Source organism: Streptomyces anatolicus (assembly GCF_019400875.1).
Classification (GTDB): domain Bacteria; phylum Actinomycetota; class Actinomycetes; order Streptomycetales; family Streptomycetaceae; genus Streptomyces; species Streptomyces anatolicus.
This window is the reverse complement of record NZ_WMBF01000160.1, coordinates 1-13,541: the sequence shown is the minus strand read 5'-3', so window position 1 is coordinate 13,541 and position 13,541 is coordinate 1. Positions and strand designations below refer to the sequence as shown.

Annotated in this window: 9 protein-coding genes and 1 pseudogene; 2 read left to right on the top strand and 8 right to left on the bottom strand. The window is 69.4% G+C overall.

What is annotated here, in order from left to right; genetic code table 11:
• Both GKQ77_RS16415 and GKQ77_RS16410 read right to left on the bottom strand, forming a co-directional pair.
• Positions 1 to 83, bottom strand: a pseudogene (locus tag GKQ77_RS16415) (DUF4937 domain-containing protein); the annotation flags it as partial.
• A gap of 33 nt (positions 84 to 116) precedes the next feature.
• A complete protein-coding gene (locus GKQ77_RS16410; protein ID WP_258021419.1) occupies positions 117 to 881 on the bottom strand; it encodes an arylamine N-acetyltransferase family protein in 765 nt (254 codons plus the stop codon).
• Positions 882 to 1,048: 167 nt separating this feature from the next.
• On the opposite strand from GKQ77_RS16410, the gene GKQ77_RS16405 reads away from it, so the two are divergent.
• Entirely contained in the window at positions 1,049 to 1,633 is a 585-nt protein-coding gene (locus GKQ77_RS16405; protein ID WP_219689516.1) for a TerD family protein, read from the top strand.
• A gap of 138 nt (positions 1,634 to 1,771) precedes the next feature.
• On the opposite strand, the gene GKQ77_RS16400 is transcribed toward GKQ77_RS16405, so the two are convergent.
• Positions 1,772 to 4,675 carry a vitamin B12-dependent ribonucleotide reductase gene (locus GKQ77_RS16400; RefSeq protein ID WP_219689515.1) on the bottom strand — a complete coding sequence of 968 codons (2,904 nt, stop codon included), beginning with the start codon at positions 4,673 to 4,675 and terminating at the stop codon, positions 1,772 to 1,774.
• A gap of 138 nt (positions 4,676 to 4,813) precedes the next feature.
• Entirely contained in the window at positions 4,814 to 5,359 is a 546-nt protein-coding gene (gene nrdR / locus GKQ77_RS16395; protein WP_219689514.1) for a transcriptional regulator NrdR, read from the bottom strand.
• Positions 5,360 to 5,875: 516 nt separating this feature from the next.
• On the opposite strand from nrdR, the gene lexA reads away from it, so the two are divergent.
• Positions 5,876 to 6,661, top strand: coding sequence for a transcriptional repressor LexA (gene lexA, locus GKQ77_RS16390; RefSeq protein ID WP_030778599.1), 786 nt, complete (start codon positions 5,876 to 5,878; stop codon positions 6,659 to 6,661).
• 102 nt (positions 6,662 to 6,763) lie between these two features.
• Here the strand turns inward: lexA and GKQ77_RS16385 are convergent, their stop codons facing one another.
• From GKQ77_RS16385 to GKQ77_RS16370, 4 genes are all read right to left on the bottom strand, one after another.
• Positions 6,764 to 8,743 carry an ATP-dependent DNA helicase gene (locus GKQ77_RS16385; RefSeq protein ID WP_219689513.1) on the bottom strand — a complete coding sequence of 660 codons (1,980 nt, stop codon included), beginning with the start codon at positions 8,741 to 8,743 and terminating at the stop codon, positions 6,764 to 6,766.
• A 40-nt stretch (positions 8,744 to 8,783) separates the two neighbouring features.
• Complete coding sequence (locus GKQ77_RS16380) at positions 8,784 to 10,673, bottom strand: IucA/IucC family protein (RefSeq protein WP_219689512.1); 1,890 nt, start codon at positions 10,671 to 10,673, stop codon at positions 8,784 to 8,786.
• Between the two features lie 68 nt (positions 10,674 to 10,741).
• Positions 10,742 to 11,539, bottom strand: a complete 798-nt coding sequence (locus GKQ77_RS16375; RefSeq protein WP_219689511.1) for a GNAT family N-acetyltransferase — start codon at positions 11,537 to 11,539, stop codon at positions 10,742 to 10,744.
• 36 nt (positions 11,540 to 11,575) lie between these two features.
• Positions 11,576 to 13,541, bottom strand: a 1,966-nt coding sequence (locus tag GKQ77_RS16370) for an IucA/IucC family protein (RefSeq protein ID WP_372459897.1), incomplete at its 5' end; no start/stop codon positions are given.

The window sequence follows — 13,541 nt, the reverse complement described above, 5'->3', positions numbered from 1 at the left end:
CCCAAAAGCCCCGCCCACTTTCGCTGCCCTCGCTCGAACCCCCGACGGTCAACCACGGTGCAGCGAATCCACTTGACCAGCACCGCGCCATCGTACGGCGCAGCGCGCGGCCGGGGTCACGCTCCGGCGTAGTGCACCCTGATCAGCTCGGCTGAATCGTCAGCTTCCAGCTCGATGCCGAACTCCCGCGCGAGAAGGTGCGTCAATTCGCCCACAGGAACGGTCTGTTCGACGACAGAGCCGTCCGGGCGCGCCACACTCAACTGATCTCCCACCAGCCTGCGGCGCGCCCACGGAGTGCCCTGCTGTATCACCGGCCGCCGGATGAATGACGAGCTCCGATGGGTCGATGTGTAGTGGTTCATCACTACGTAGTCGACGGGAAGACGTGACTCCAGGGTGTAGGCGTACAGATCGAACCACCCGTCGGGGCGCCACGTCCGCAGGACCAGAACCCCGCCGTCCTCGCCGTCGACGCGATAACGCCACTCTCCTTGTCGTACTTCCACCCCGTCGCGCAGCGGGATCGGTTCGAGCAGCCCTTCTGCGCCGAACCCCACGTCGCAGTGCCACTCCTCCCCGTCCACCTCGACCTTCAGGAGCATGTGCGTCACCGCGCGCGTGGTGGAGGCCCCGGCCCTGACGCGCGCCCCCAGTCCCGTGACGTTGAAACCGATGCGTTCGAGAGCCGCCGCGAAGAGCAGGTTCTGTTCGTAGCAGTAGCCTCCCCGCCGCCCGCGCACCATCTTGTCCTGCAGTGCCGCCAGGTCCAGCGGGACCGGACGGCCGAGCATCACCTCAAGGTTCTCGAAGGGGATCGACGCCACATGCGCCCTGTGAAGGGCGCGGAGAGTGTCCAGATCCGGCTTCGTGTCCCCCATGTGCCCGACTCTCGCCAAGTAGGCGTCGAAATCGAGTTCATCCCCGTTCCATGTCATGGGGCAATGATCTCCGTGGCCGCCGGCCGGCGCCAACCCGTCCGGAACGCCGTGCCGTTGCACCCCCCGACCAGGGAAGCTACGCCGTTGTCAGTCGTGCGTCGTAGCGTATGTGTGGGACATCCTGGCGGAACCGCAGCGCCGGGTCACGAGGAGGGGGAAGCCCAATGAGCAGTGTCAGCAAGGGAATCAAGAAGGTCGAAGTGGGTCTCAAGTGGGACCCGAGCCCCGCCGGGTCCGCTCCCCACGACCTCGACATCATCGCCGCCACGTACACGTCGGACGCTCCCTACGGAGACCCCGTGTACCTCGTGCACTTCGACAACCGCTCCCCCGACGGCACGATCACCCTCAACCGTGACAGCAGGACGGGCCAGGGCTTCGGTTACGACGAGGTCATGGTGCTCGAACTGGACCGTCTCGCGTCCACGTACGCGCGCGTGGTGGTGGGTGTCGCCATCCAACAGCACGACGAGCAGAGGGTGTTCGGCGACATCCCCAACACCACGGTGCGAATCCGCGAGGGTTACACGGAGCTGGCCCAGAGTGACCTGGCCGGTGTCGGCGGCTGCACGGCCTCGACCGTCGCCGAGTTCACCAGGGACGAAGCGGGGGTGTGGTCGTTCCGCGAGGTCATCCGTGGCTTCGACGCCGACCCGACGGAGTTCGCCGCCCTCATGGGAGGTGAGCTCTGAGCCTCATGGGAGGCGAGCTCTGACATCGAGGGCGTGACGCTTCGAGCGCATGGCGAAGGGGACCGACGCCTCGTCGATCCCCTTGCGCCAGAAGCTAAGCGGCTGTGCCGGAAGCGTTCCCGGCACAGCCCCTACGGATCAGCTGCAGCCGCTGGTGGAGCCGCAACCCTCGCAGATGTAGCAGGAGCCCGCCCGCTGCATCTTCGTACCGCAGGAGAAGCACAGCGGCGCGTCGGCCTGGATGCCCAGCTGCATCTCGACCAGCTCGGCGCTGGTGTGCGCCTGCTGCGGGGCGGGCTTGACCGCCTCGGCCTCCGCCTTCGGCGTGGCCACCGCCTTCAGGGACTCGGTCTGCCGCGGCGCCGACTGAGCCAGGCCCTCGACGTCGACCTCGGAGTCGTCGAGGGACGGCTCGTACGAACCCGTCTCCAGGTGGCGCTGACGCTCCTCGGCGGAGTGGATGCCGAGCGCGGAGCGCGTCTCGAAGGGCAGGAAGTCCAGCGCCAGGCGGCGGAAGATGTAGTCGACGATCGACTGCGCCATCCGCACGTCCGGGTCGTCCGTCATACCGGCCGGCTCGAAGCGCATGTTCGTGAACTTGGAGACGTACGTCTCCAGGGGCACGCCGTACTGCAGACCGACCGAGACGGCGATGGAGAAGGCGTCCATCATGCCCGCGAGGGTCGAGCCCTGCTTGGACATCTTCAGGAAGACCTCGCCCAGACCGTCGTCCGGGTAGGAGTTGGCCGTCATGTAACCCTCGGCGCCACCCACCGTGAAGGAGGTCGTGATGCCGGGACGGCCCTTCGGAAGGCGCTTGCGGACCGGGCGGTACTCGACCACCTTCTCGACCGCGGCACGGATCGTGTCCTCGGCCTTCTCGGTGATCTCGGTCTTCTCCACCTCCTTCTTCTTGGCGGAGAGCGGCTGGCCGACCTTGCAGTTGTCGCGGTAGATGGCGAGCGCCTTGACGCCCATCTTCCAGGCCTCGAAGTAGACCTCTTCGACGTCCTCGACGGTGGCGGTCTCCGGGAGGTTGACCGTCTTGGAGAGGGCGCCCGAGATCCACGGCTGGATCGCGGCCATCATGCGGACGTGGCCCATCGCGGAGATGGAGCGCTCACCCATGGCGCAGTCGAAGACCTCGTAGTGCTCGGTCTTCAGGCCCGGGGCGTCGATCACATTGCCGTTCTCGGCGATGTGGGCGACGATCGCCTCGATCTGCTCCTCCTGGTAGCCCAGGCGACGCAGGGCCTGCGGCACGGTGCCGTTGACGATCTGCATCGAGCCGCCGCCGACGAGCTTCTTGAACTTCACCAGGGCGAGGTCGGGCTCCAGGCCCGTGGTGTCGCAGGACATCGCGAGACCGATGGTGCCGGTCGGCGCGATGACGGACGCCTGGGAGTTACGGAAACCGTTCTTCTCGCCGAGGCGGATCACGTCCTGCCAGGCCTCCGTGGCGGCGGCCCAGATCGGCGTGTCCAGGTCGTCGACGCGGATAGCCGAGGCGTTGGCGTCGGAGTGCTGCTTCATGACGCGCTTGTGCGGCGTGGCGTTGCGGGCGTAGCCGTCGTAGGGACCGACGACCGCGGCCAGCTCGGCAGAACGCTTGTACGAGGTGCCCGTCATCAGCGAGGTGATGGCGCCGGCGAGGGCGCGGCCACCGTCGGAGTCGTACGCGTGACCGGTCGCCATGAGCAGGGCGCCGAGGTTGGCGTAGCCGATGCCCAGCTGGCGGTAGGCGCGGGTGTTCTCGCCGATCTTCTGGGTCGGGAAGTCCGCGAAGCAGATCGAGATGTCCATGGCGGTGATGACCAGCTCGACGACCTTCGAGAAGCGCTCGACGTCGAAGGACTGGGTGCCCTTGCCGTCGTCCTTCAGGAACTTCATCAGGTTCAGCGAGGCGAGGTTGCAGGACGTGTTGTCCAGGTGCATGTACTCGCTGCACGGGTTCGAGCCGTTGATCCGGCCGGACTCCGGGCAGGTGTGCCAGGCGTTGATGGTGTCGTCGTACTGGATGCCGGGGTCGGCGCAGGCCCAGGCGGCCTCGGCCATCTTGCGGAAGAGCGACTTGGCGTCGACCTCCTCGATGACGTCGCCGGTCATCCGGGCGCGCAGGCCGAACTTGGAGCCGGTCTCCACGGCCTTCATGAACTCGTCGTTCACGCGGACCGAGTTGTTGGCGTTCTGGTACTGGACGGACGTGATGTCGTCGCCGCCCAGGTCCATGTCGAAGCCCGCGTCGCGCAGGGCGCGGATCTTCTCCTCTTCCTTCACCTTGGTCTCGATGAAGCCCTCGATGTCGGGGTGGTCGACGTCGAGGATGACCATCTTGGCCGCGCGGCGCGTGGCGCCACCGGACTTGATCGTTCCCGCGGAGGCGTCGGCGCCGCGCATGAAGGAGACGGGACCGGAGGCGTTGCCTCCGGAGGACAGCAGTTCCTTGGAGGAACGGATGCGGGAGAGGTTCAGGCCGGCGCCGGAGCCGCCCTTGAAGATCATGCCCTCTTCCTTGTACCAGTCGAGGATCGACTCCATGGAGTCGTCGACGGCCAGGATGAAGCAGGCGGAGACCTGCTGCGGCTGGGGCGTACCGACGTTGAACCAGACCGGCGAGTTGAAGCTGAAGATCTGGTGCAGGAGGGCGTAAGCCAGCTCGTGCTCGAAGATCTCGGCGTCGGCGGGCGAGGCGAAGTAGCCGTAGTCCTCGCCGGCCTTGCGGTAGGTCTTCACGATGCGGTCGATCAGCTGCTTGAGGCCGGTCTCGCGCTGCGGGGTACCGACGGCCCCGCGGAAGTACTTGCTGGTGACGATGTTGACCGCGTTCACCGACCAGAAGTCGGGGAACTCGACGCCACGCTGCTCGAAGTTGACCGAGCCGTCGCGCCAGTTGGTCATGACGACGTCACGGCGCTCCCAGACCACCTCGTCGTACGGATGCACGCCGGGGGTCGTGTGGATGCGCTCGATGCGCAGACCCTTGTTGGCCTTGGATCCCTTTGCGCGGGAACCTCGTGCCGGGCCGCTCGTCGTCTCGGTCATGCCGCCTCCCTGTTTCAGGCTAAAACGCCCTGAAGTACCACGTTCTTCCCGTGGCACGGATGTGTTTCTGGCGTTGCGGGACATCACAGAGGACACCCGCAACAGGTCTGGTTTGCCGCCGGCCGGTCGGTCAGCCGGTCAGTCGGCGGCGGTGGCGGGCACGGGGACTTCGACAGTCCCTCCAGGCCCGCGGTCGTTCACGACGCGCTCTCCGCCCGCGTCGCGCGGCTCGGCGTCGAGCCGCTGTTCCCTCAGCTCCCCGATGGCAGCCTCGAAGTCCTCGAGCGAGTCGAACGCCCGGTACACCGACGCGAAGCGCAGGTAGGCGACGAGGTCGAGTTCCTGCAGCGGACCGAGTATGGCCAGCCCGACGTCGTGGGTGGTCAGCTCGGCGCTCCCGGTGGCGCGCACCGCCTCCTCGACCCGCTGGCCGAGCAGAGCGAGGGCGTCCTCGGTGACCGGCCGTCCCTGGCATGCCTTGCGGACGCCATTGATGACCTTCGTACGGCTGAAGGGCTCGGTCACGCCGCTGCGCTTGATCACCATCAGTGAGCACGTCTCCACTGTCGTGAAACGACGGGAGCAGTCAGGGCACTGGCGGCGCCTTCGGATCGACGTGCCGTCGTCGGTGGTGCGGCTGTCGACTACGCGGCTGTCGGGGTGCCTGCAGAAGGGGCAGTGCATGGAACTCCCAACCCTCCTTCATGGCACGACTCATAAGCCTCAACGGGCCCTGGGGGCCCTCGAAGCAGCCCCAAGCATAGGCGATGCCCACGGTCCCGAAAGACCAGGGACCACAACTTCTGGGCTGCTGCCGCAATCCAACCACTAGATCTGGGGTTTGGTCGCTTTTCCGACACCACGCGTGTCGCGCCGCACCAGATCGCCCCAGACCTACGAAACGGCCACTCGCGCCGCCCGGAACGGGGCCCGGTGCCGGGCCGAGGGGGCACCGAGTGGCAGTATGAGAGCCCCACCGAAGGGGTCACGATCCCGGCGGTGAAGCGTACCGTAATGAACCGAATTGCCGTTCGGCGCGAGCGTCAGTCATGCACCCGCGAGCGTCAGCCATACACCTGGGCCCCTGATCACGTCAGGTAATCTTCGATTTTTCACTCGAACGTGTGTTTGGCGCAACCTTTCGAAAGCAACTACCGTTGGCTAGCTAGGGAGAGAACATCTCGAGAGGGGCCGACCGACGTGACCACCACCGCAGACAGCGCCACCATCACTGCCCAGGACCGCTCCCAGAGCCGACTCGAGCCGGTGCATGCCATGAATGACGCAGCCACGAACCAGGAGGGGCCCAAGCCCACGCGCTCCCTGCCAGGGCGACCTCCAGGCATCCGCGCCGACAGCTCGGGACTCACCGACCGGCAACGCCGGGTGATCGAGGTCATCCGGGACTCCGTGCAGCGGCGCGGCTACCCACCGTCCATGCGGGAGATCGGTCAGGCGGTGGGGCTCTCCAGCACCTCCTCGGTCGCCCATCAGCTGATGGCCCTGGAGCGCAAGGGCTTCCTCCGCCGCGACCCGCACCGCCCGCGGGCCTACGAGGTGCGCGGCTCCGACCAGCCGAGCAGCCAGCCCACCGACACCACCGGCAAGCCCGCCGCTTCGTACGTCCCGCTCGTCGGCCGCATCGCGGCCGGTGGCCCGATCCTCGCCGAGGAGTCGGTGGAGGACGTCTTCCCTCTCCCCCGGCAGCTGGTGGGCGACGGCGAGCTCTTCGTACTGAAGGTCGTCGGTGACTCGATGATCGAGGCCGCGATCTGTGACGGCGACTGGGTCACGGTCCGCCGCCAGCCCGTCGCGGAGAACGGCGACATCGTGGCCGCCATGCTGGACGGCGAAGCCACGGTCAAGCGTTTCAAGCGCGAGGACGGGCACGTCTGGCTGCTCCCGCACAACTCCGCGTACCAGCCGATCCCCGGCGACGAGGCGACGATCCTCGGCAAGGTCGTGGCGGTGCTGCGGCGGGTATGAGCCTCCGCCCCTGACCGGGCCCCGGAACCAACTGCGCCGGTTCCGGGGCCCTGCTGCGTCCGCCCCCAGAGTCCCTGGGGGCGGACGCGGCTGTCGGGACTCCTACGCCTCGGCCCCCTCGGCAGTCTTCGCCGCCGCGTCGATCGCGGCCAGCGAGCGGCGCGCCTGATTGCGGTCCGTCGTGTACCAGAAGTCGGGCAGCGAAGCCCGCAGATAGCTGCCATAGCGCGCGGTGGCCAGCCGGGGGTCCAGGACGGCGACCACGCCGCGGTCCCCCGACGCTCGTACGAGACGGCCTGCGCCCTGCGCCATCAGCAGGGCCGCGTGCGTGGCCGCGACCGCCATGAAGCCATTGCCGCCGGCCTCGTCGACGGCCTTCTGGCGGGCGCTCATCAGCGGGTCGTCGGGGCGCGGGAACGGGATCTTGTCCATGACCACCAGCTGACAGCTGGGGCCCGGCACATCCACTCCCTGCCACAGCGAGAGCGTCCCGAAGAGGCAGGTCCTCGCGTCCGCCGCGAAGCCCTTGATCAGCTCGCCCAGGGTCTCCTCACCCTGGAGGAGGATCGGCATGTCTAGGCGGCCCCGCAGCTCCTCCGCCGCGCTCTGGGCGGCGCGCATGGAGGAGAACAGGCCGAGGGTGCGCCCGCCCGCCGCCTCGATCAGCTCGGCCAGCTCATCGAGCATGTCGCCGCGCGTGCCCTCGCGCCCCGGCCGGGCCAGGTGCTTGGCGACATACAGGATGCCCTGCTTGCCGTAGTCGAACGGGGAGCCGACGTCGAGGCCCTTCCACTGCGGGGCGTCCTCGGACTCGGTGCCCTCGGGGGGCAGGCCGAGCGAGGCCCCCACTCCGTTGAAGTCGCCGCCGAGCTTGAGCGTGGCGGAGGTGAGGATCACCGAACGGTCGGCGAAGAGCTTCTCCCGCAGGAGACCCGACACGGACATCGGCGCCACGCGCAGGGAGGCTCCGAAACGGTCGTGCCGCTCGTACCAGACGACGTCCCACTCCGAGCCGTTCGTGATGCGCTCCGCCACGTCGTGGATCGACTCCACGGAGGCGAGCGCCTGCTTACGGACCGCGTCCTCGTCCTGGACCGACTTGTCGCGGGTGGAACCGAGCGCCGTGATGACCGAGCGGGCGGCGTCCCGGAGGGCCATCAGGGCATAGCCGAGGTCTTCGGGGATCTCCTCCAGGCGGCCCGGCAGGGCCAGCTCCATCACCCGCTCGAAGCCCTCGGAAGCGGTCTGGAGCTGGTCGGCCGCCTTTTCGTTGACGAGCTTGGCCGCGCGGCGCACGGCGCGGTTGACCTGCCCGGGGGTCAGCTCGCCCGTGGCCACGCCCGTGACGCGGGAGACCAGCTCATGGGCCTCGTCCACGATCAGCACCTCGTGCTGGGGAAGGACGGGCGCGCCTTCGATGGCGTCGATGGCGAGCAGCGCGTGGTTCGTGACGACGACGTCGGCGAGCTTGGCGCGCTCGCGGGCCGCCTCGGCGAAGCACTCCGCTCCATAGGCGCACTTCGAGGCGCCGAGGCACTCCCTGGAGGAAACGGAGATCTGGGACCAGGCGCGGTCGGAGACACCGGGAGTGAGATCGTCGCGGTCGCCCGTCTCGGTCTCGTCCACCCAGTCCCGCATCCTCAGGAGGTCCTGGCCCAGCTTGCTGGTGGGTGCGGCCGCCTCGAACTGGTCGAAAAGGCCCTCTTCCTCTTCCTGGGGCACACCCTCATGGAGGCGATGCAGGCACAGGTAGTTCGAGCGGCCCTTGAGCATCGCGAACTGGGGGCGGCGACGCATCAGCGGATGCAGCGCTTCCACCGTGCGCGGCAGGTCCCGCTCCACGAGCTGGCGCTGGAGGGCGAGCGTGGCGGTGGCGACCACCACGCGCTCGCCGTGGGCCAGGGCGGGCACGAGGTAGCCGAGGGACTTGCCCGTGCCGGTGCCGGCCTGGACCAGCAGGTGGGAGCCGTCGTCGATCACCTCGGCGACGGCCTCGGCCATGGATACCTGGCCAGGGCGTTCCGTGCCGCCGACAGCGGTGACGGCGGCGTGCAGGAGCTCGGGGAGGGAGGGCTTCGTCATAGCGCGACCACCCTACGGTGCCGCACTGACAATCCCGCGATCAAGGCTGGTGGAGGGGGTTGGGCACGGTCCCGTGCACGGCGGCGTGGGGGCGCTGGGGGCGGTCGCGGTATCCATCGAGGAGGAGTCGGTTCCGGTTGAGGCACAACCGCTCGATACGGGGCGTGAGCAGGTCGAACGTCTCGTAGCGCTCTTTCAGCTCAGGGAAACGTGCTTGGTGCCGAAGAATCTCCGCGCGCACGGCGGACCAGAAATCGGCTTCCGGAACGCCCAGTTGTTCCTCGCACAGGGGCGCCAGATAGCGGAAGACGCCCACGAAGAGACCGGAATGGATGAACTGGGTGAGGAAGCCGGGAGGCTCGGTGAGCAGTACTTCGCGCACGTCGTCCGGCATGGAGTCGTGCTCGGGCAGCGGCGTGGCGCTGACGTTCACGTCGTCCACGAAGTCCTTCACCGCGAGCCGGACGGGCACGTCCTTGTCGTCGAAGACGACGATGGCGTTCTCGCCGTGCGGGGAGAAGACCGTTCCGTAGCGGTAGAGGAAGTGCAGCAGCGGGGGCAGCAGGGCCGCGAAGAGCCGGCGCAGCCATACGGAGGGTGCGAGGCTCGAGCGTGCGACGAGTTCCGTGACGAAGGCCTTGCCGTCCGGGTCGACGTACAGGAGAGAGGCAAGGGTGCGCGCGCGCTCATCAGGGGCGAGGTAGCGCGAGAGCGGTTCGCGCCAGATGGCGCCGAGCAGTTCCCTGTACTGGTACGGGACTTCGGGGAGACCGTCGTACACGGGGTGTTCGACGGCCACCGACGCCACCTCGCCGAGCAGGATCACCCCGCATTCGTCGCGCAGGAAGGGATCGGCGTCGCGCAGTGCGTGCATCCAGGCCGTGACCGCCGGTGCCGCGACGGTGCGCTCCGTCGGGAGGCCCCGCCACACCAGGGTGTTGAGGACCGACAGCGGCAGTTTCACGGTGTGCCGGTCGGGGCGGGACACGTTCAGGAACGTACGGATGGACTGCTGGGGAAGCCGCACGTCGCCGTCGCTGACGAGCGGAACGATGGCGTCCGCGGCGACGGAGGGCGCGAAGAGGGGGACCACGATCTCGTCCCACTGCCAGGGGTGCACCGGGAGGTAGAGGTACTCCTGGGGGTCGAGCCCGCGCGCGTGGAGTAAGTCCGCGAAGGCCTCCTGGGCGTCGGCGGTCAGCTCGCGGGCGTAGAGCCGCTGGGCGGTGTCCAGTCCGCCGATGCCTCGGTAGACGGCCAGATCGGTGTGGACGGCGATCCATGGGAGCGTCATGGGGCGGCGGGCCTCGGGCGCCCAGCGGCTGGTGTCACCCGCGGAGAAACCGATGCGCCCTTTGTTGAGGACGAGCCAGGGGTGGCCTGTCTGGTGCCCTTCCAGTTCCGCGTAACCGAGGTCGGCGAGCCGGGCCGCGCTGAGCGCGGTGTGGTCGATCCGGGTGTCGGCGCAGAGCGTGACGGTCAGCTCACGGATCAGATGACCGAGGGTGGCTCCGTCGAGTCCCAGGGTTCGGCGGGCGAGCGCCAGGAATCGAACGGGGTCGGTGAAGGGGCGGGCCGTCGAGCCGCCCTCGGTCAGGGTCGGGCTTGCCGGGTCCACGTGCCAGCCGCCGTACGAGCCGCGGCGGGCCCGGAAGGTGAGGCACGGGCCGGTTTGGGCGTCGGCGGGGGCGAGGGGCGCCGCCGACGTGGAGGGCCCGTCGGAGTTCTGCGGTTCGAGGATGAGGCGGTACGTGCCCGTCTCGCCCCCTATGACCGGCACGGGTCGGATGATCTCCTCGTAGGCGAACTCGCCGAGCATCTTGGCGAGCAGGCGGCGCCCGGCCTCGCGCCATCTGTCCTGGGTCAGCTCGGGTGGAGCGTGGAGAGCGGCGGACGGGCGGGAAATCGGGCCGGCGGACGGATTCGGCACGGGGACTCCTCAGGGAGGGAACCGGATCGGGTCGGGCGTCGTTCCATGAGTGACGGAGAGTGATCGGGTCAGAGCACTGCGCGCAGGGCCCGGTCACGGACCATGAGCGCCGCCCGCTTGTCGGGCAGGTCCACTTCGGCAGAGAAGCGGAAGCCGGCGCTCAGGAATGCGGAGACGGAGGGGGTGTTGCGCAGGTCGGGTTCTGCGAGGACGCGTGCGCATGCGGGGCGGTGGTCGAGGACGAGGTCGGCGACGGCTCTGAGCAGCGAAGTGCCAAGGCCACGGCCGCGGTTGACGACACCGCCGATGAGGAGGTGGATTCCGGTGTCGTGCGGGCGCGAAGGATAGTGCCGGGCCAGGGGGTCGAGGTCCGCCCGGTAGACCTCCCAGTAGCTCATCGGCATGCCCTCCAGCACGCCCAGGCAGGGCACGCTGCGTCCGTCTCCGTCGAGCTGGGGACGCAGGTGGGCCTCGGTGACGGCTTCGGGTCCCGCGAGTTCCCAGAACGCGGCCACGGCCGGGTCGTTCATCCACCGGCTGATCAGCGGGAGGTCACGTTCGAGACGGACGGGTACGAGCTGGAAGACACCGGCGTCGGTGGTGGTCGGCCCCCAGTCGGCAACGCCGCCCAGGAGATCGTCCGCCGCACCACCGCCGAGGAGTTCGTCGGGCGGTACGGCGCCCGCGGGGTGGCCCGGCGCGCCCTCTCCTGGGCCGATGTGAGCTGTCCGCGCGGCTCGCTCTTCGCGCTCGGCGAGCAGGGCGACAAGCTCGTCGGGCAGGCGCAGATCGAGGGTGTCCGCGCCGTCGGCACCGGAGGCAGTGGGATCGGTGTCGGCGTCGGTGCTCGCATCGGTGGGAGGCACGGCGTCGCTCCTGTCAGAAGTGGTGGGGCATGTTCCTCAGGAATGAAGGGGGTTGGTGATGGTGACGTAGACGGACTGGGTATCGACCGGGCCGACCAGCTCGTCGAGGCCGTGCAGCCGGGTCAGCAGGTTGGCCTTGCAGCGCAGCACGGGTGAGTCGAGCAGCGTCGCGGGCAGCGAGGTGCGCAGCCGTTCGGGGCCGGACGCGATGTCGCCGAGGAAGCGCCGGAAGGCGGCGAGCAACAGCCTTTCGTCCGCGAGCCGTTCGGCACCGAATGCGCCGATCAGGCCGAGGACGTTGTTGATGCCGAGGTAGTAGGCGAACCGCTCGTCGGTCACCTCGTCGGTCACGAAGGTGTCGCTGTGCCGGCCGATGCCGGGGAGCCGCCGGTCCAGTTCGGCGCGCCGGGACTCCCGGAAGTAGTAGCCCTGGTTGTCGCGGTAGCGGCCGCCCACGGGCCAGCCTTCGGGGTCGAGCAGGAGGATCGTGTTCTGCTGGTGTGCCTCCAGGGCGACGCCCGCCTCGCTGTCGAGCCACAGCACGGGGCGGACGACGCTCTCCAGGTAGCGCAGGAACCACTCGGTGGCGACGGCTCCTCGGGGGCGGCCCGTTCGCCCGGCCAGCCTGGTGACGATCTCGCCGAGCCGGGAGCGCATCAGTCGGGGCTCCTGGCAGCCGGGAAGCATCGACGGCCTGGGCGAGACGAGGCCGGCGACGCAGGTGGCGTCGTCGCCGGGGGCGAAGGGGTTGTGCCGGATCATGACGTCCAGCCCGGTCACGGGAGCGCCGTCGCGGCCGTTGACGGCCAGCCAGGCGGGGTCGCGGACCACGTCGAAGCAGGGGTGGACCGCTTGCCACTGCTCAGCGAGGCCGCTGCGCAACAGGCGGTGGGCCTCGACGCCTCGGTGGAGTTCCTTGCGGAGGTTCTCGCGACGGGAGTTGGTGATGCGCAGGCCGAGCGAGAGCTTGAGCATGGCGGGGGCGCCGGTGCGGTAGAGGGTGCGTACGGAGGAGGTGGGGTGCCAGGGCGTGCCGTGCGGGCCGAGGTCCTGGAGGAGGCCCGCGTCGAGGAGTTCGGCTGCCTCGGGGCGGTGCCGGAGTTCGCGGATCTGCCAAGGATGGACGGGGAGTGCGACGCGGCCCTCCGGCAGCGGCAGTCCGGGTGCTGCCAGGCGGGTGGTGAGCTGGTCGGCCGGGACGGTGCGGCCGCGCTCGGTCCAGGCCGAGTCCGAGGAGAGCACGGAGCGGTCGACGGCCAGCCAGTGCAGCGCGAAGGCGCCGCGCAGCTCCGGTGAGTAGAGACGGATCTCGCCGTCGGACAGACCCTCGCGGCTCTTGGGGGTCGGATGCAGGGGGTGCCCGAGGAGCAGGGACTGTTCGGCGGCGAGGAAGAGGTCGGGTTCGTCACCGGGGCGGTCGCGCCGGTCGGCGATGAAGGTGGCGGTCCGGCGGACCGAGTCGGCGACCCGGCCGACCAGGTCGGCGCCGTCAACCGGATCTGCCGGGGGCGCCGCCTCCTCTGCCGGGGCGGCCCTCGCCTCGCCCTGCTCCGGCTCCGGCAGCGCTGCCGAGCCGCCGCTCGTCGGCTCCCCATCGCGGCCGGCCGTCTCACGGCTGAGGAGTGCGGCGACGGTGACCGCGTCGACGGGCGGGGCGCTCGCCGGGCCGTCCTCCAGGTAGGGGAGGCCGAAGCGGTGCCAGCCGGTGGCCGACCAGTAGTGCACGGGGACGAGCAGGGCCGTGCCGCTGGCGTCGAGGGGGACGCGCAGGGGGCCGTGGTCCGGTGCCGGGAGGTTGTTCTCCCTGACCCAGCAGCGCAGGAGGTTCTCCAGGGCCGCCGCCTGCGCCGCGATGTGCGGGTCGGGGTGCTCCAGGAGGTCGGTGGAAGCGCCGCGCAGGTGCTCGGCCGCGTGGCCGCCACCCTTCTGCTGGGGGACCGTACCGGACTCCGCCACCGGTGAGGATTGCGTGCCGCACGCGCCTGGGGCGTGGGGGTGGGGG